At 73.1% G+C, this 16,902-nt stretch carries 14 protein-coding genes; 8 read left to right on the top strand and 6 right to left on the bottom strand.

What is annotated here, in order from left to right; translation table 11 throughout:
* Positions 1-211: 211 nt before the first annotated feature.
* The 5 genes from ACFYU0_RS05800 to ACFYU0_RS05780 are packed head-to-tail and all read left to right on the top strand — an operon-like array spanning position 212 to position 4,658.
* The gene (locus tag ACFYU0_RS05800) at positions 212-1,108 is read left to right on the top strand and encodes an STAS domain-containing protein (RefSeq protein ID WP_389298886.1); all 897 of its coding nucleotides are present in this window, start codon (positions 212-214) and stop codon (positions 1,106-1,108) included.
* Positions 1,108-1,482: an STAS domain-containing protein gene (locus ACFYU0_RS05795; protein ID WP_351666285.1), complete on the top strand. Its 375-nt coding sequence runs from the start codon at positions 1,108-1,110 to the stop codon at positions 1,480-1,482. Before ACFYU0_RS05800 ends, ACFYU0_RS05795 begins: the two co-directional genes overlap by 1 nt.
* Positions 1,482-1,931 (top strand): anti-sigma regulatory factor, encoded by a 450-nt coding sequence (locus tag ACFYU0_RS05790; RefSeq protein ID WP_389298088.1) that lies wholly within the window; start codon positions 1,482-1,484, stop codon positions 1,929-1,931. Before ACFYU0_RS05795 ends, ACFYU0_RS05790 begins: the two co-directional genes overlap by 1 nt.
* A complete protein-coding gene (locus ACFYU0_RS05785) occupies positions 1,931-2,992 on the top strand; it encodes a SpoIIE family protein phosphatase (protein WP_389298086.1) in 1,062 nt (353 codons plus the stop codon). The genes ACFYU0_RS05790 and ACFYU0_RS05785 overlap by 1 nt, the downstream gene beginning before the upstream one ends.
* Positions 2,976-4,658 (top strand): GAF domain-containing SpoIIE family protein phosphatase, encoded by a 1,683-nt coding sequence (locus ACFYU0_RS05780; RefSeq protein WP_351666279.1) that lies wholly within the window; start codon positions 2,976-2,978, stop codon positions 4,656-4,658. The genes ACFYU0_RS05785 and ACFYU0_RS05780 overlap by 17 nt, the downstream gene beginning before the upstream one ends.
* A 51-nt stretch (positions 4,659-4,709) precedes the next feature.
* Here the strand turns inward: ACFYU0_RS05780 and ACFYU0_RS05775 are convergent, their stop codons facing one another.
* The 6 genes from ACFYU0_RS05775 to ACFYU0_RS05750 form a co-directional block, all read right to left on the bottom strand.
* Positions 4,710-4,946, bottom strand: a complete 237-nt coding sequence (locus ACFYU0_RS05775; RefSeq protein WP_389298084.1) for a chaplin — start codon at positions 4,944-4,946, stop codon at positions 4,710-4,712.
* Between the two features lie 92 nt (positions 4,947-5,038).
* On the bottom strand, positions 5,039-7,246 hold the full coding sequence (locus tag ACFYU0_RS05770) for a catalase (RefSeq protein ID WP_351666275.1): 2,208 nt from the start codon (positions 7,244-7,246) through the stop codon (positions 5,039-5,041).
* Positions 7,247-7,664: 418 nt separating this feature from the next.
* Positions 7,665-9,128, bottom strand: coding sequence for an aminotransferase class I/II-fold pyridoxal phosphate-dependent enzyme (locus ACFYU0_RS05765; RefSeq protein WP_389298082.1), 1,464 nt, complete (start codon positions 9,126-9,128; stop codon positions 7,665-7,667).
* Between the two features lie 272 nt (positions 9,129-9,400).
* Positions 9,401-11,941 carry a discoidin domain-containing protein gene (locus tag ACFYU0_RS05760; RefSeq protein WP_389298080.1) on the bottom strand — a complete coding sequence of 847 codons (2,541 nt, stop codon included), beginning with the start codon at positions 11,939-11,941 and terminating at the stop codon, positions 9,401-9,403.
* 150 nt (positions 11,942-12,091) lie between these two features.
* Complete coding sequence (locus ACFYU0_RS05755; protein ID WP_389298078.1) at positions 12,092-12,898, bottom strand: inositol monophosphatase family protein; 807 nt, start codon at positions 12,896-12,898, stop codon at positions 12,092-12,094.
* A 68-nt stretch (positions 12,899-12,966) separates the two neighbouring features.
* Positions 12,967-14,127 (bottom strand): FAD-dependent monooxygenase, encoded by a 1,161-nt coding sequence (locus tag ACFYU0_RS05750; RefSeq protein WP_389298076.1) that lies wholly within the window; start codon positions 14,125-14,127, stop codon positions 12,967-12,969.
* Positions 14,128-14,418: 291 nt separating this feature from the next.
* Here ACFYU0_RS05750 and ACFYU0_RS05745 point away from each other — a divergent pair, with 291 nt between their 5' ends.
* The 3 genes from ACFYU0_RS05745 (at position 14,419) to ACFYU0_RS05735 (ending at position 16,843) form a co-directional block, all read left to right on the top strand.
* Positions 14,419-14,847, top strand: coding sequence for a PaaI family thioesterase (locus tag ACFYU0_RS05745; RefSeq protein WP_389298074.1), 429 nt, complete (start codon positions 14,419-14,421; stop codon positions 14,845-14,847).
* A gap of 218 nt (positions 14,848-15,065) precedes the next feature.
* Complete coding sequence (locus ACFYU0_RS05740; RefSeq protein WP_351666489.1) at positions 15,066-16,238, top strand: chitinase; 1,173 nt, start codon at positions 15,066-15,068, stop codon at positions 16,236-16,238.
* A 149-nt stretch (positions 16,239-16,387) separates the two neighbouring features.
* Positions 16,388-16,843 (top strand): hypothetical protein, encoded by a 456-nt coding sequence (locus tag ACFYU0_RS05735; protein ID WP_351666267.1) that lies wholly within the window; start codon positions 16,388-16,390, stop codon positions 16,841-16,843.
* The last annotated feature ends 59 nt before the right edge of the window (positions 16,844-16,902 follow it).

Raw genomic sequence — 16,902 nt, 5'->3', positions numbered from 1 at the left:
TCCGTCCCGCGCGCGAGTGATCTGTCTAACACTGCGGAGAGGTCTTCCTGATCCGGGGTAGACGGCCTCCGACACCGGCCCGGCGGCTTCGGCCGCCGGGCCTTCCGGGGTTCGGCCGCTCGTCGGCGCGGACCCTGTTGTCAGTCGTAGGGAGGCCATCGGCCCGGAACCGGCCGGACGACGGCGGAGCCGGGCCGTGCGGAAGGAGTGGATGTACGTGCCGGAGCAGGATGCTGCCGAGTCGGCGTCGCGTGTGGTGAGCGCTTTTCTGGAGCGGCGTCAGGAGCAGATCGCGCAGCGCTGGGCGGACGCCCCCTTGTTCCGCTCGGTGTTCACCGTCTCCCGCGACGAGGCGGTCGAGGCGTGCAAGGCCGTGCTGGACGCGCTCGTCGACGTGGCGATGAGCGGCCGGTTCGAGGACATCGACGCCCCCGGTTTCGGCACGGTCCGCGAGCAGCTGGGCCGTATGGCCGCGACCCGGTCCCGTACGGGATCGAGCCCGGCGCAGATCTCCGGCGAGGTGGCCTGGCTGCGCGGACCGGCGGTCGAGCTGCTGCGCGAGGAGTTCCCCGACCCGGCGGGTCCGGACGCGCAGGACGCGGCGCTCGCCCTCACCCTGATCATGAGTACCCTGCGTCTGGTGGTGATGGAGACGGCGCTGCACGCGGGTGAGGACCTGATCCACCGGCAGCGGCAGCAACTGCTCGAAGTGGCCACGCCCGTCATCCAGTTGTGGGAGGGCACCGTCGCCGTGCCGCTGATCGGCACCCTGGACAGCGCGCGCAGCCAGGTGGTCATGGAGTCCCTGCTGGAGGCGATCGTCGAACAGCGGGCCCGGTACGCGATCCTGGACATCACCGGTGTGCCCACGGTGGACTCGCTGGTCGCGCAGCACCTGATGAAGACGGTGGCCGCCGCGCGGCTGATGGGGGCGGAGTGCATCGTCTCCGGCATCCGGCCGGCCATCGCGCAGACGATCGTCCAGCTCGGCATCGACCTGGGGACGGTGATCACCCGCGCCTCGCTGGCCGACGCGCTCGCCTACGCCCTGGGCCGGCAGGGCATCGAGGTCTCCGCGCGCACGGACGCCGGGGCGGGCGCGCGGTGATGCAGCCCTTCTCCGGCCAGGCCCAGGTGCCCGTCCTGGCACTGGGCGACATCCTGCTCGTCTCGCTGCAGGGCGAGTTGCACGACGGCATGGCCGAACAGCTCCAGCACGACATCTCCAGCCGCATCGCGACCAGCAGCGTGACCGGCGTGGTGATCGACATCTCCGGCGTCGACATCGTGGACTCCTTCCTGGGCCGGGTGCTCGCGGAGATCGCGTCGACGGCCCGGCTGCTGGCGGCCCGCACGGTGCTGGCCGGCATGCGGCCGGCGGTGGCGATCACGCTGGTCGAACTGGGACTCACGCTGCCCGGTCTGACCACCGCCCTGGACGTCGACCGCGCCGTGGAACTGCTGTCGCCGGAGGAGTCGTGATGCCGGCGTCGTCGGACCGGGCCTGCTCGGCGGCCTGCCTGCCGATCGGTTCGGACGGGGATCTGGCCTACGTCCGCCACCAGGTGCGGCAGTACGCGGCGCAGCTCGGTTTCGGCCTGGTGCAGCAGACCAAACTGGTGACCGCGGCCAGTGAGCTGGCCCGCAACACGCTGGTGCACGGCGGCGGCGGGCAGGCGGAGATCACCCCGTTGCACCACGGCGGCGTCCACGGGCTGCGGATGCGCTTCACCGACGAGGGCCCCGGCATCCGGGACCTGGAGCTGGCGATGACCGAGGGCTACACCTCCGGCGGGGGCCTGGGCTTGGGACTCAGCGGCGCCAAACGGCTGGTGCAGGAGTTCGCCGTGGACACCGAGCCCGGCCGGGGCACCACGGTCACGGCCGTCGCCTGGGTCACCCCGGTGCCGCCGGCCAGGGCGGGGGTGTGATGGGCCGGGTGTGGGAGATCCCGGTGCACGACTCCACACGGGTACGGGACGTCCGGGTCGCGGCCGAGGCCGCGAGCGCCGTCGCCGGTCTGGGTCAGGAGCGCACCGCGGCGGCCGCGCTGGTCGCCACCGAACTGGCGACCAATCTGCTCAGGCACGCCGACGGGGGCCGCATGGTGCTGAACCTGGTGGACGGCCCGGCCGGCGGCGCGCCGTCGGTGCAGTTGTGCTCGCTCGACCGGGGGCCGGGGATCGCGGACGTCGGCACGGCGCTGCGGGACGGTTTCAGCACCGCCGAGGGGTCGCTCGGAGCGGGCCTCGGAAGCTGCCGCCGGCTGGCGAACGCCTTCCACCTGTACAGCGCCGCGGGCGGTGGCACGGTGGCGGCGGCCCGCGTGGACCAGGAGGCCGGCCGGACCGGCGCACCCGCGCGGGACGAACCGCCGGCGGGCGGGATCACCGTCGCGCTCGACCAGGCGGAGCACTCGGGGGACTCCTGGGGCTGGGTGCGCTCCGGTCCCCTGGTGACGCTGCTGCTGGCCGACGGACTCGGGCACGGCGCCAAGGCGGCCCACGCCTCCACCGCGGCGGTGGAGGAGCTGCGGGCCGCCGCGCACCTGCCTCCGGTGGAGATGCTGCGCCGCCTGCACACCGCCCTGCGGCGCACCCGGGGTGCGGCCGCGGTGGTGGCGCAGCTCGACACCGAGCGGCGGGAACTGCGCTTCGCCGGGGTGGGCAACGCAGGCGCCCGGCTGCGCACCGGAGACACCTGGACGTCCCTCGTCTCCCATCCGGGCATCGTCGGCGCCTACTTCCCGGCGCACGTTCCGCTGCGGACGATGCCGTGGCACGCGGACAGTCTGCTCGTCCTGCACAGCGACGGGCTGCCGAGCCGCTGGTCGCCGCCCGACGATCACGCGCTGCTCGCCCGTGAGCCCACGGTGGTGGCCGCCACGATCCTGCGCGACGCGAGCAGCCCCGCCCGCCCCGTACGCGACGACACCAGTGTGGCCGTACTGGCCCCCGACCGCCGGACCAGCTCCCATGACAGCCGCCCGTGACCTCTGGACCATCGACTCGACCGCCGACGCGGCCCGCGCCCGGGCCGTGCTCGCCCGGCTCACCGCGGACGCCGGCCTGCCCGCTCTCGACCGCGCCCGGTTCCTGACCGCGTTCACCGCGCGGCTGCGCCGCTGCGTCGCCGAGGGCGGCGCCGAGGTCGCCGTCCGCGTCGACGCCGACGGGCGGCTGCACGTCGCGGTACGGCAGCCGGGGCGGCCCGGGTCCTGGCGGCACACCCTGTCCTGCCCCCGCCCGGTCGCGTCACCGCCGCCCTCGCCTGCCGGGCTGGACGACGCCGGGCTCGCCGAGGCCCTGCTGGACGCCGACGCCGACGCGGACGCCGTGCTGGAGAGCCTGGCGGAGACGGAGGAGCTGGTCAGTTTCCACCGGGACGAGCTCCACCAGACCAACCAGGGGGTGCTGGCGCTGCACGCCGAGCTTGAGGCGGCCGCGCTGGCGCAGCACGAACTGCTGGACGCCGAGCGGGCGGCCCGCACCGCGGCGGAGAACGCCCGGCGGCTGCTGACCTTCCTGGCGAACGCGAGCGCGGCCCTGAACGCCTCCCTGGAGCACGACGACATCCTGCGCAGGCTGCCCGACCTGCTCGTCCCGGAGTACGCCGCCGACGTCGACATCTGGCTGCCGGACGACGAGCGCACGCCGCCGGGCGACCGGGCGGCCGCGACCGTCACCGCGGCCCGCACGGGCCGCCCGCAGCACGCGGCCCGGCACCCCGGCGAGCTGCCGGGCGTGGACGACCTGCCGCCCTCCGCCCTCTTCCCCGACCGGCCGCTGCTGTGCATCCCGCTGGGCTCGCGCACGGTGCAGGGGGTGCTGACCCTGACCGCGCCGGGCGAGCGGTTCGACCCGGACACCACCGTGATGCTGCTGGAACTGGGCCGGCGGGCGGGGATCGCGCTGGACAACGCCCGCCGGTACGAGCAGCACCGGGACGTGGCCGAGGCGCTGCAGCGCGCCCAGCTCACCGAACTGCCCGACGTCCGGGGCGTGTCACTGGCCGCGCGCTATCTGCCCGCGACCCGCGGCCTGAACATCGGCGGCGACTGGTACGACGCGTTCCCGCAGCCCGACGGCAGCGTCCTCGCGGTGATAGGGGACGTCACGGGGCACGGGCTGCGCGCGGCGGTGATCATGGGGCAACTGCGCACCGCCCTGCGCGCGTACGCCGTCGAGGGCAACGGCCCGGCCCGCATCCTCACCCTGCTGCACCGGATGCTCCTCCACCAGCAGCCGGAGTTGTACGCGACGTGCGCCGTGGCCCGCTTCACCCCGGGCGATCCGGCCGTCGTGTGGGCCGCGGCCGGCCATCCGCCCGCCGTCACCCGCGATCCCGGCGGCGCGGTGAGCGTGCTGGACCTCAAGCCGGGGATCATGCTGGGCGTGCCGATGGCGTACGAGTACGAGGAGCACACCGTGCGGCTGCCGCCCGGGTCCACGCTGGCGCTCTACACGGACGGACTGGTGGAGCGGCGGGCGGCCGGGATCGACGCGGGCATCGACCGGCTGGCCCAGGCCCTGGAGACGCTCGGCGCCGCCGAGTTGGAGGATCTGGACGCGGCGGCCGAGTCGCTGCTGAAGCCGATGCTGCACGACTCCGAGCACGACGACGACGTCTGTCTGCTGCTCTGCCGCACCTCCTCCTGAACAGCCGTGCGCCGGCCCCCTCCTGCGAGGGGACCGGCGCACCGGACCGTGTCACTTCACCGTGCAGGTGTTCCCGGCGGCCGGGTTCAGCAGCGCGAGGACGTCGACGCTGTTGCCGCACAGGTTGAGGCCGAGATCGACCGGGATCTGCGTGACGTTGCCCGAGAGGACGCCCGGGCTGTTGCTGGCGGTGCCCGTCGTGGGGTCCGGGTCGGCCGCGTGGGCGGCCGTCGTGCCGGCCAGGGCGAGGGAGCCCGCGAGAACTGCCGCCGTGGCGAAGCTGCGCATACGCATGAGAATTGCCTCACTGGTTGACTTAGGGACCCTCTCATCTCAACGGCTGCGCACGGCGGCCGCCTGTTGGGATACGCCGTTGGGGGTCAGGCGGCGGCGGGGAAGCGTTCCCAGACCCGGTGGGCGCCCAGCAGCCCGTTGAGCTGCTGGAGCACCGCGGTGGCGCCGTCGCCCACGACCACGCCCGGCGCGTCGAGCGGGATGCCGGCCGCCTCCAGCGCGGCGTCGCCGCCCTTGGCCGCGCCGATGGCCTTGCCGTGCCGGTACGCCTCCGCCAGCAGCAGCCCCACCCGGGGGTCGGGGGTGCCCTGCGCCGACGTGGGCAGGCCGGCCTTGGCGTCACGGGCGCCGAAGGCGTCGACGCCGACCCCGGGGGTGCCGGCGACCAGCAGGGCGTCGAACTCCACCGAACGCGCGGTGGCGTAGGTCCGCTGGACGGTCAGGGCGTCCGCGCCGTCGCCGATGGTGCCGCCTGCCGGGGCCACGACGAGCGGGACCATGCCGCTGTCCAGCACCGCCTGGCGCACGGCCCGGACGCCGCCGAGGTCGCCGTCGGGGCCGGTGATGATTCCGATGATCCGGCCGTCGCTGGGCCAGGTGTGGCCGATCTGGGAGAGGGCGGGGCTCGGCTCGACGTCGGCCAGGGGCACGGTGGGTTCGGGGGCGGGCAGTCCGAGGCCCGCGGCGACGCCCGCGCACAGTTCCGGGTCGATGTTGGCGAGGACCTGCAACGCCCTTTCCCTGATCGCCTGTTCGTAGCACTTGCCGAGCTCGAAGGTGTAGGCGTGGATGATGTGCTCGCGCTCCACGGGGGTCATGCTGAGCCAGAACCGGCGGGGCTGGCTGAAGTGGTCGTCGAACGTCTCGGGGGCCTCGCGGACCTTGGTCGACTCCGGCACGCGTACCGGCGTCTCGATGAACGCGCCCGTGTCGGCCCCGGCGAGGAACGGGCAGCCCCCGTCGAGGGAGTTGGGGCGGTACGGGGCGACGCCACGGTGCACGGCGGTCTGGTGCATGCCGTCGCGCAGCATATCGTTCACCGGTGACTGCGGCCGGTTGATGGGGAGTTGGGGGAAGTTCGGGCCGCCGAGGCGGGTGATCTGGGTGTCCAGGTAGGAAAAGAGCCGGCCGGCCAGCAGCGGGTCGTCGGTGACGTCGATGCCGGGGACCAGGTGGCCGACGTGGAAGGCGACCTGCTCCGTCTCGGCGAAGTAGTTGGACGGGTTGCGGTTGAGCGTGAGCAGCCCGATGGGCTGCACGGGGGCCAGTTCCTCGGGGACGATGTTGGTCGGGTCCAGCAGGTCGATGCCCTCGAACATCTGGTCGGGGGTGTCGGGGAAGGTCTGGATGCCGAACTCCCACTCCGGGAAGGCGCCCGCCTCGATGGCGTCGTAGAGGTCGCGGCGGTGGAAGTCCGGGTCCACGCCGTTGATGATCTGCGCCTCCTCCCACACCAGGGAGTGCACGCCCAGCTTGGGCTTCCAGTGGAACTTCACCAGAGTGGTCCCGCCGGCGGCGTCGACCAGGCGGAAGGTGTGGACGCCGAACCCCTCCATGGTGCGGTACGAGCGGGGGATGCCGCGGTCGGACATGTTCCACAGCGTGTGGTGGGTGGCCTCGGTGTGCAGGGTGACGAAGTCCCAGAAGGTGTCGTGGGCGCTCTGGGCCTGCGGGATCTCCCGGTCGGGGTGGGGTTTGCCGGCGTGGATGACGTCCGGGAACTTGATCGCGTCCTGGATGAAGAACACCGGGATGTTGTTCCCGACCAGGTCGAAGACGCCCTCGCTGGTGTAGAACTTGGTCGCGAAGCCCCGGGTGTCGCGGACGGTGTCGGAGGAGCCGCGGGAGCCCAGGACGGTGGAGAACCGCACGAACACCGGCGTCTCGACGTCCTCGGCCAGGAACGCCGCCTTCGTCACGGTCGCCGCCGTGCCGTAGCTGCGGAACACGCCGTGGACGCCGGCGCCCCGGGCGTGGACGACGCGCTCCGGGATGCGCTCGTGGTCGAAGTGCATCACCTTCTCCCGCAGGTGGTGGTCCTGCAGGAGCACGGGACCGCGGGGGCCCGCCTTAAGGGAGTGGTCGGTGTCGTACAGCCGGGTGCCCTGGGCGTCGGTGAGGTAGCTGCCGCTCTGCGCCATCCGGGCCTGGTCGGCGCCGGTGGGCTGGCCGGTCGGCGAGACGGTGTCGGGGCCGGTCTGGTCGGCCTTCGGGGGCAGCGGCTGGCGGGGTTCGGCCGGCTCGGCGACCGACGGCGTCTCGGGGGCCGGCTTGCCGGGGATGCTCTCGCTCATCACTACCATTCCTTCGCTGGTCGCATGGATGCCGTGCCGGGCACGGGGGTCCGCGGTGTTCGGCGCACGGGGGCCGGTCCGGGGCTCCGGGGACAGGTCGGCCGGGGTGCGAGGGGACGGGCTCCGGGGAACGCGGGGACCCGCACACCTAGGTCCCCGGGGCCGGGCGTCCGAAACCGGGAGCCGTACGGCTTGTCCCGTGGGGTGAAGTCGGGTCGGGAACGCGGCGCGTGGTCCGCGCGTCCAACCCTTCGGACATGCGCCCGGACCCGGGGACCGTCGGCGGGGTCAACCGCCCGCAGCCGAAAGCGGGTTCGGAGGAGGGCCGTTTCTTGACCCGCGGGCGGGCCGGCACGCGGCCGCCCGCTCCCGCCACCCTAGGTGCTGCGCGCGGGCCGCGCAGTTCGGCTCGCGCGGGTCAGGGGCGGGTCAGCACCCGGAAGGTCTCGAGCGAGGGGTCGGCCGAGTCGGAGACCAGGAAGCCGTGCTCGATGCCGCTGCGCAGGTAGTCGACGACCTGCTCGGTGATCACCTCGCCCGGCGCAACGACCGGGACGCCCGGCGGGTAGGGGCTGATCGTCTCGGCGGAGATCCGGCCCACGGCGTGCTCGGCCGGTACCTGCTCCGCCGGGCCGAAGAAGGCCGCACGGGGCAGGACCGCCTGTTCCAGTTCGAGGGCGCGGGGCTCCGGCAGGCGGACCGGGCGCTGCCGTTCGATCGAGTCGGCGCCGTCCACCAGGGAGCGCAGCGCCTCCAGGAGGATCTTCTCGGTCTCGTCGTCGTCGGAGTGGGTGATCGAGGCGCTGATCCGGCAGCTGTCGGAGCCGCCGACGTCGATGTGCCGCTCGGCCCGCAGCCACTCGGCCGCCTGCATGCCGGTGATGCCCAGGTCCCGTACGTCGACGACGATCTTCAGGGGGTCGAACTCGGCGGCCAGGCCCCCGCGCACGATCTCGTCGCCCATGACCGCGAGGCCCGGCAGTTCGTCCAGCGCGGCCCGCAGCCGTTCGGCGCGGCGCAGGGCGGTGTCGAGCAGCCCGTGCCCCTGCTCCGCCATCTGGCGCCGCCAGCCGTCCAGCGCCGCATACACCAGGGACGACGCGCTCGTGGTGCCGAGCAGGTCCTCCCGCTGTTTGAGCACGTCGACCGACACCCGGTCGTGCTGGAGGTGGAAGACCGAGCTCTGCTCGATCGCGCCGCCCATCTTGTGGACGCTGGTGACCACCAGGTCGGCGTCGGCGTCCATGCCCCAGGACGGCAGGCCGGGGTGGAAGGGCAGGTGGGCGCCCCAGGCCTCGTCCACGATGAGCGGCACGTCCGCGGCGTGGCAGACGTCGGCCACCCCGCGGATGTCGGCGCAGGAGCCCAGTTCGGTGGGCGTGATCAGCAGCATGCCCTTGGCGTCGGGGTGTTCCCGGAGCCGGTCGCGCACGTCTTCCGGCTCGGGCGGGTGGGCCATGTGCCGCTCGGCGTCGAACTTGGGGTGGACCCAGATGGGCTCCACCCCGTTGATGATCACGGCCGCGATGACCGACTTGTGCGCGTTGCGGGACAGCAGCAGTTTCTCCCCCGGGCCCGCGACGGAGAGCATGGCGGTCTTCACGGACAAGGAGCTGCCGCAGGTCGAGAAGAAGGCGTGCTCGGCGCCGACGGCGTCGGCCATCAGTTCCTGCGCCTGTTCCAGGACGCCCTGGGACTGGCGCCGGTCGTCCAGGCCGTTCAGGCTGAGCACGTCCGAGCGGAAGACGTCGAGGCCCAGGACCTCGGCGACGCGCGGGTCCGTCCCGCGGCCCTGTTTGTGGCCCGGCGGCCCGAACACCACGTCCCCTCGGCGCCGGAATTCCTGCAGGGCCTCCAGCACGGGTGCGCGTGAGTGGTCCATGGCCGTCCTCCTCTGGTCCGGGTACGGTGACGCGGCGCGCGCCCGCCGTGCCTGCGTCCGGGCGGCGGTGAGCCGGGGGCCCGGCCGGACTGTGGCGGGTGCGGCGGTGCGGCACTCCCCGTGTAGCACCCGGCGTCCGCTCCAAACCCCGTGGCGGCGGGTGCTTCGCGTCCCTGTACCGGGGCACCTACCGGCGCCCGCCGCGTGTGACGCTGGCCGGGGAGTGAGCCCGCTCCCGCGCGCCGGGTGGGCGCGCGGGAGCGGGGGGTGCGTCACGGGAACGAGACCACCTTGGAGGGGACGGTGTCCGTCCCCGAGGTGGGCGCCCCCGTGTTGTTGACGACGTGGGCGTACTGGCCCTTGCCGCCGAGGGAGATCACCTGCAGGTCGTGCATTTTGATCCCTGAGGCGACCGGGACCTGGAAGCCGTGCGCCTGGACGATCGTGGGATCGGCCGTGTAGTTGCAGTAGCTGCCGAGGCCCCACGCCTCGTGGGTGGTGACCGAGTCCGCGACCTTGTAGGCCGCGTAGCCGACGATGCCGTCGTGGGTGACGGCGGCGGCGTTCAGGGCGTCGTACGCCTTCTCGTTCTGATAGAAGACCGTGCGTCCGCGTTCTCCGCTCCAGTACACGTCGTACTTGTTGAAGTGCTCGACGAACAGGCCGGTGGCGAGGACGTCGTCGCCGTTGACCCGCAGGCCGTAGTCGGCGCGGTTGGTGTCCCAGCCGGTGCCGCTGCCGTGGTCGGCCCGCCAGATCCAGGTGTGGTCGACGACGACGTCGTCGCTGTTGACCACGACGGAGTTGGTGGCGAGGCCGGGTCCGGCGCCGCCGATGCGGACGAACACGTCCTGCATGGTGGTGGGGTCGGCGGAGTGGTCGGCGGAGGAGCCGGGATCGCCGATCCGCAGCAGCGTGTCGGAGTTGACCGGTCCCGCGTCGATGAGGAATCCGGCCAGCCGCACGCCGTCGACGTCGGCGACGTGCATGGCGTCGACGCCGTTGTCCGGGACCAGGGTGGCGAGGCCGAGCCCGAGGACGACGGTGCCGGCGCGGGTGACGTCGATCGTCCGGTCGAGGTGGTAGACGCCGGGGGTGAAGAGGAGGTTGAGGCCCTGGGCGAGGGCCGCGTTGATGGTGGCGGCGGTGGCGCCCGGCTTGACGACGTAGAACCGGTCGAGCGGCAAGGAGGTGCCGGCGTTCGCCGGCCAGGAGACGCCGCGGGCGTTCGTGCGCTTGGCCGGCACGAACACCTTGTAGGTGGAGCCGTCCAGGTAGAGGAACGGCTTCTCGCGCGAGACCGGGGTCGTGTCGAGCGTGGTGTACGGGCCGTTGTCGAAGTTGGTCGCCGGTGCGCCCTGGACGCCGGAGAAGGTCATGTTCCACACGCCGTTGGTCCAGCCGCCCACCGAGCTGTCGCGGGTGTACCACTGCTGCTGGGAGTAGGGGCCGACGGTGCCGTCGATCTTCGAGTCGGCGATGTAGCCGCCGGAGGCCCAGCCGTAGCCGTTCGGGGCGAGGTTGAGACCGCCCTGGACGTGGATGCGGCGGAACGGGGCGGCCTGGGCGACCGCCCAGCGGTCGGCCCCGTTGGACGGCCTGATGGCGAGGTTCTCCGCCGAACGCCAGAAGTTCTGCGTGGCGTTGCCGTTGAACCAGCCCGCGTCCACGGTGACATCGCCGTTGATCTGGGTGTCGTCGGGGTTCATGCCGAGACCGGAGATCGAGGTGTAGAAGCCGATCTGGGCGTTGATGCCGTTGTAGGTGCCCGGCTTGAGCAGGAACTGGTAGCGGCCGGTGCCGAACTGGTTCGACTCCTGCTGCTTGAAGACGTCGTCGAACTTCTGCTGCAGGTTCGGCGTGGAGGGGTCGACCACGATGACGTTGGGGCCGAGGTCGCCGCCGCCCTGGACGGGCGGTTCGCCGGTGGAGCCGGTGTGCACGGCCACCTCCCACAGCGAGTAGCCGTAACCGGTGCCACGGGCGGTGCCGTAGACCCGGACGTAGCGGCCGGTGCCGCTGACGTCGTAGGCGGCGGTGCCGCCGGTCGCGCCGGTCACGCTCTTCAGGGTGGTCCAGGTCTGGCCGTCGGCGGAGGCCTGGAGCTGGAAGTCCTTGCCGTACGCCGCTTCCCAGGTGAGGTCGATCCGGCACAGGTCCTTGACCGAGCCGAGGTCCACCCGCAGCCACTGCGGGTCGGCGGCCTGGCTGGACCAGCGGGTGCCGGTGTCGCCGTCGAAGGCGGCGGAGGCGGGGGTGCCGGCGTTCTCGGTGGAGGAGGCGCCGGCGGGCCTGCCCTGTGCGGCGTTCGCGGTGCCGCAGCCGGACTGGCCGCCGCCCGCCGTGCCGTAGACCTGAAACTCCCAGAGCGAGTAGCCCCATTGGGTGGCGCGGTGCACGCCGAGCATGCGTACGTAGCGGCCCTGCCCGGAGACGTCGAGGGTGTCGACGCCGCCGTCGGAGCCGGTGACGGACTTCAGGTCGGTCCAGGTGCTGCCGTCCTTGGAGAGCTGGACCTTGTAGTCCTTGCCGTAGGCGGCCTCCCAGTTGAGGACCACCTGGCTGACCGTGGCGGTGGCGCCGAGGTCGACCTGGAACCACTGGTCGTCGGTGGCGGCCGAGGACCAGCGGGTGCCGGTGTCGCCGTCGACGCCCTTGGCGGCCGGGGTGCCGGCGTTCTCCTCGGAGGACGCGGTGGCCGTCTTCCCCTGGGACAGCGGGGTTTCGGCCGCGGCGGCGGGTGGATGGGTGGAGGGAAGGGCGATCAGCGCGGCCGTGGCGGTCAGCGCGATGCCCAGGGATCTCAGTCTCATGTGGTGGCTCCATGCGGCTGCGGAGGTCAGGAAGCTGACCCCATGGCTTAGTTCATGTTTTGATTTAAGTGGTGAGCCAAGCGGGCGGCAAGCCTTCGGAAGTCAAAACCTGAAATGCGCGCGACCTGGCGTGCCCCTGCGCCAAGTCCGCTACCGTGTCTGGTTCTTGACCATCTCCAGCAGCGCGGCGTGGGTCTCGGCGTCGGCGGCCGCGATCAGTCCGCCGGCGCCGGTGTGCAGGGGCTGGCCGTGGATGCCGGTCACCGTGCAGCCCGCAGCCCGACACAGCGCGATTCCGGCGGCGAAGTGCACGCTGTCGCTCAGGTCTCCGTCGGTGACGTACGCGGCCCTGCGGCCCGCAGCGACCCAGGCCACCGCGAGGGTGGTGGAGACCACCCGGGGCCGGAACCGCCGGCCGAAGCCGGGGTCGGCGAGCAGCCGGGCCGCCTGGAAGTCCGGCGCGTTGGGGAACGGCGGGTCGAGGTTGACGTCCACCAGCCGGGACCCGCCCGAGGGCGTCAACTCCTCGTCCGCGCCGTCGCGGTGGACCAGGGCGCGGTGTCCGTCGGTCCAGAACACCTCGCCGGCGAACGGGTCGGCCGTCGCGGCCGCGGTGACGACGCCGTCCTCCCGCAGGGCCACGTTCACCCCCACCAGCATGTTCCGCACGGCATAGTTGAGGGTTCCGCACAGCGGGTCGACCAGCCAGCGCCGCCGGGCGTCCGCGGCGCCGCTGCTGCCGCTCTCCTCGCCCGTGACCGCGTCGCCGGGCCGGGCGGCGCGCAGGAGTCCGAGGATGGTCTCCTCGGCCGCCAGGTCCGCCGCCGTCGCGAAGTCACCGGCCGCCTTCTCGAAGCGGTCCAGGCGCCCGCCGTGCATCTCGCGGACCACGGCGGCTCCCGCCCGGGCCGCCGTACGGGCGAGGCGGGCGTCCGACGCCGGGTCGATCATCTCCATGCGGGCAGGATAGCCCGCGTCACCGGTCGCCCAATTTCCCCTTCAGCCAGCCCAGTTGGCTCTCTCCCTCAGCGATCGGCGAGCGGGGTCTCCCAGTCCAGCAGACGGTTCAGCGCGTCGTCCTCGCGCGGTGCGCCCGGAGCCGCGGCGGCGCCGCGCGCCGGGTCGTGGGTGCCGCGCGAGATGGCGCCGCTGACGGTGATGTTGTGCTCGGCGCGGGGGCGGCGGTGGCGCTCGTACACGGTGAAGGCGGTCCGCGGGTCCGGCAGGTCGCGCAGGGCCTTGGCGAGGACGACGGCGTCCTCCAGGGCCATGGCGGCGCCCTGCCCGGTGGCCGGCGAGGCCGCGTGCGCCGCGTCGCCGAGGAGCAGGATCCGGCCCGCCCGCCAGGGGGTGCCCAGCGGCATCTCGGTGGCGTCGGTGGCCATGAGGCTCTCCCCGCAGGCCGCGACGATGTCCCCGGCGGGCGTGGCGTCCTCGCGCAGCAGCGGGAGCAGTTCGCCCCGCAGACGCGCGGGCGTGGCGTCCGGCGCGTCACCGGCGGGCCGAGGGTCGCCGGAGACGCGGGCGAACCAGTACGTCTCCCCCGCCGGCGCGACCGCGTACCCGAACGCGGCCGCACTGCCGCGCACCATGGTGATGACGCCGGTCTCCCCCGGCGCGGGCGCCGCGTCCGTGTAGCCGTAGTACACCCGCTGGCCCGCGTACCGGGGCCGGACGGCGGGCGCCACGGCCAGCCGGCGCACGGCCGAGTTCAGGCCGTCGGCGCCGATCAGCAGGTCTCCGGCGGCGCTGGTGCCGTCGGAGAAGCGCGCGGTCACGCCGTCGCCGTCCTGGTCCACGGACACCAGCCGGGCCCCGTGGCGCAGGGGGACGCCGCGCCGTACCGCCTCGGCCTGCAGGGCCGCGTTCAGCTCGCCGCGGCGCAGGCAGCGGTAACGCAGCGCGGGGTCGCCGGCACCGGCGAGCGGTGCGCGCGCCGCCTCGCCGCCCGCGCTGTCGAGCAGGCGCAGGGAAGTCAGCGGAAAACCGATGGCTGTGACGGCGTCCGTGGCGTCGATCTGGGCCAGGGCGCGCATGCCGCCGGTGGCGAGGGTCAGGAAGGCGCCGATGTCCTCGGCGGTGCCGGGGTGCGCCTCGAAGACGGCGACGTCGTGTCCGGCCTTGTCCAGGCCCAGCGCGGCCGCCGTGCCCGCGACGCCGCCGCCGATCACCAGAATGCGTGCCATCGGTACCGCCCACCGTTCTGTTCGTGTGTCCCGACCGGTGGCAGAGCTACGCCATGGACGGCGGACGGGCAAACCCGCACGGCCGCATTCGGTCGTCCCCCTCCGGGGTGGAGGGCGTCGGGGCGGGGGCCGCGGGTGCGGCGCCCCGGGCGGTCCTTCGGCGGCCGCGTCCGGGCGGCCGCGCGCCGGCTGGCGCGATGACGACCATGGTCCGGGCCCGTGCCGGACAGCGCTGGCACACTGCCTGACCGACGTGCGGAGCAGCACGGCGTCCACGAGAGGCGGTACCCCATGTCCCTGTCCGAGCCGGCCGTCCCCCGGCCCGCCGATCTGCTGGCCGCCATGCCGTTCGCGGCCGGCCTGGGCATCGAGCTGCACGAGGCCACCGCCGAGCGCACGGCAGGCAGCCTCGCCTGGTCCCCGGAGGTCTGCACGGCGGGCGGCGCGCTGCACGGCGGGGCGCTGATGGCGCTGGCGGACAGTGTCGGCGCCGTGTGCGCCTACCTGAACCTGCCGGCGGGGGCCACCGGCACCTCGACCGTGGAGTCCAAGACCAACTTCCTGCGGGCGGTCACCTCCGGGGAGGTCCACGCGACGGCCCGCCCGCTGCACGTCGGCGGCACCCTGCTGGTGGTGCAGACGGATCTGCGGGACGACCGGGACCGGCTGGTCGGCCAGACCACGCAGACGCAGATCGTGCTGCGGAAGAGCGCGGACTGAGCCCGGCACCGCCCCGGGCCTCGAGCACCCGGCGTCCCGGGTAAAGAGATCGCATGGTCTAGTCCAAAGACCTCTTTGGACTAGACCAACTCATTGACGTGACCGCAACAGCTCCCGGAGGCTGGGGCGACTCCCCGCTGGGCAACCCCACCCCCACCCCCTGGAGGCACGCAGTGAGACCTCTTCGCGCATGTCTGGGTGCGGCGGCCGCCGTCGGAATGGCCGCCGCGGGCACCACCGCACTCGTCACCACCAGCGCCTCGGGCGCCACCACCGCGCTGAGCGACCGGTGGTACGCCGCCGCCCCCTATCTGATGCCGCTGGACAACGACCCGCCGGACGCGGCCGCCATCATGGACGCCACCGGCCTCAAGGCGTTCCAGCTGGCCTTCGTCCTCGCCCCGAACGGCGGCGGCTGCTCCCCCACCTGGGGCGGCACCTCCCCCGTCTCCTCCGACACCGCCGTCCAGTCGGTGATCTCCGGCATCCGCGCCAAGGGCGGCGACGTCTCGGTCTCCATCGGCGGCTACGGCGGCACCAAGCTCGGCCAGACGTGCGCGGACCCGGCCGCCACGGCCGCGGCCTACCAGCAGGTCATCACGAAGTACGGCCTGCACGCCATCGACTTCGACCTGGAGGAGCCGGAGTACGAGAACAGCGCCGCGATCAGGAACGAGATCGGCGCGGCGAAGATCCTCCAGCAGAACAACCCCGGCCTGTACGTCTCCGTGACCACCGCGGGCACCGCGGACGGCACCGGCTGGTTCGGCAAGCAGATGCTGCTGGAGGCCAAGTCGCAGGGGTTCACCCCGAACAACTTCTCCATCATGCCGTTCGACGGCGGTTTCAACGGTGCGGCGAGCCAGACCACGGCGCTGGCCGGCTTCAACTCGATCCTGCAGTCGACCTTCGGCTGGGACCAGGCGACCGCCTACGCCCACGAGGGATTCTCCGGCATGAACGGCCGCAGCGACACGGGCGAGTACTTCACACAGGCCGACTTCCAGACCGTGCTGGACTACGCCACCGCTCACCACATGGACCGCTTCACGTTCTGGTCCCTGAACCGCGACCGCCAGTGCACCCCGGCCGACAACGGCGGCCGTACGTCGGGGACTTGCTCGAGCGTGGCGCAGGGTTCCTGGGACTTCGCCAAGTACTCGGTGAAGTTCGCGGGCGTCACCCCGCCCACCACGACCCCCACCCCCACGCCGACCCCGACGCCGACCCCGGGCGTCTCCTGCAAGGCCGCCTGGAGCTCGGCGGCGGTGTACACCAAGGACAACGAGGTCTCGTACGGCAAGCACAACTGGAAGGCCAAGTGGTGGACCCAGAACGAGGTGCCCGGCGCCTCGGAGTGGGGCCCCTGGCAGGACGAGGGCGCCTGCTGATCCGCTTGACGTGTTCGGCGCAAACACGGGGCCGAACGGTTGTCCCTACCGCGGACACGCGGCGCGACCTGCGCGATTGGTACATCCGGGCGTACGGTCGTAGCGTCGATGTGCACGCGGTCGGACACGGAACGGCAGTGGGAGCGGCCATGCGCGGATCATTGGTGGGAACGGCAGTCACGCTCGCGGCGGGAGCCATGCTCACGGCGGCCATGACGACGGCCTCCGCGACTCCGCCGGGCACGTCGGCCCCGCAGGCCCGGCGCTCGCAACCGGTGCTGGTCGACTGCTCCTTCCAGCGCACCGTCCGCCCGGCCGACTACATCCTGGCCTGCGGCGACGGCAACAGCCGTCTGGCGGGCCTCAACTGGACCAAGTGGGGCTCCCGGGCGGCCATGGCCGAGGGACTGAACGCGGTCAACGACTGCAAGCCGTACTGCGCGGCGGGCAAGTTCCACTCGTACCGGGTGACGGTGCGGCTTGACAGCCCGGCCCCGTGGAAGAAGCACCCGGGCGTCCAGCGCTTCACCCGGATCACGCTCACCTACGAGGGCGCCCGGCCCGAGGGCTTCGACCAGGTCGTGAGCTACCCGCTCCCGGGCTGACGGACGACTCCCGGCCGGCGCCGAGCCGGACCCTTCACGCCCGCTCTCCGCGGCCGGAC

The sequence above is a fragment of the Streptomyces sp. NPDC003720 genome, assembly GCF_042875075.1.
In the GTDB taxonomy this organism is placed as follows: domain Bacteria; phylum Actinomycetota; class Actinomycetes; order Streptomycetales; family Streptomycetaceae; genus Streptomyces.
The sequence above is the reverse complement of the archived record's forward strand: the minus strand, read 5'-3'. Positions and strand labels throughout refer to the sequence as shown.

Excerpts from the sequence above, each read along its gene's own strand:
- ACFYU0_RS05745 (WP_389298074.1), top strand. The coding sequence starts at position 14,419 with ATGTCCCTGTCCGAGCCGGCCGTCCCCCGGCCCGCCGATCTGCTGGCC.
- ACFYU0_RS05790 (WP_389298088.1), top strand. The coding sequence starts at position 1,482 with ATGCCGGCGTCGTCGGACCGGGCCTGCTCGGCGGCCTGCCTGCCGATC.
- ACFYU0_RS05765 (WP_389298082.1), bottom strand. The coding sequence starts at position 9,128 with ATGGACCACTCACGCGCACCCGTGCTGGAGGCCCTGCAGGAATTCCGG.
- ACFYU0_RS05780 (WP_351666279.1), top strand. The coding sequence starts at position 2,976 with ATGACAGCCGCCCGTGACCTCTGGACCATCGACTCGACCGCCGACGCG.
- ACFYU0_RS05760 (WP_389298080.1), bottom strand. The coding sequence starts at position 11,941 with ATGAGACTGAGATCCCTGGGCATCGCGCTGACCGCCACGGCCGCGCTG.
- ACFYU0_RS05785 (WP_389298086.1), top strand. The coding sequence starts at position 1,931 with ATGGGCCGGGTGTGGGAGATCCCGGTGCACGACTCCACACGGGTACGG.
- ACFYU0_RS05750 (WP_389298076.1), bottom strand. The coding sequence starts at position 14,127 with ATGGCACGCATTCTGGTGATCGGCGGCGGCGTCGCGGGCACGGCGGCC.
- ACFYU0_RS05775 (WP_389298084.1), bottom strand. The coding sequence starts at position 4,946 with ATGCGCAGCTTCGCCACGGCGGCAGTTCTCGCGGGCTCCCTCGCCCTG.
- ACFYU0_RS05755 (WP_389298078.1), bottom strand. The coding sequence starts at position 12,898 with ATGGAGATGATCGACCCGGCGTCGGACGCCCGCCTCGCCCGTACGGCG.
- ACFYU0_RS05735 (WP_351666267.1), top strand. The coding sequence starts at position 16,388 with ATGCGCGGATCATTGGTGGGAACGGCAGTCACGCTCGCGGCGGGAGCC.
- ACFYU0_RS05795 (WP_351666285.1), top strand. The coding sequence starts at position 1,108 with ATGCAGCCCTTCTCCGGCCAGGCCCAGGTGCCCGTCCTGGCACTGGGC.
- ACFYU0_RS05740 (WP_351666489.1), top strand. The coding sequence starts at position 15,066 with ATGGCCGCCGCGGGCACCACCGCACTCGTCACCACCAGCGCCTCGGGC.
- ACFYU0_RS05800 (WP_389298886.1), top strand. The coding sequence starts at position 212 with ATGTACGTGCCGGAGCAGGATGCTGCCGAGTCGGCGTCGCGTGTGGTG.
- ACFYU0_RS05770 (WP_351666275.1), bottom strand. The coding sequence starts at position 7,246 with ATGAGCGAGAGCATCCCCGGCAAGCCGGCCCCCGAGACGCCGTCGGTC.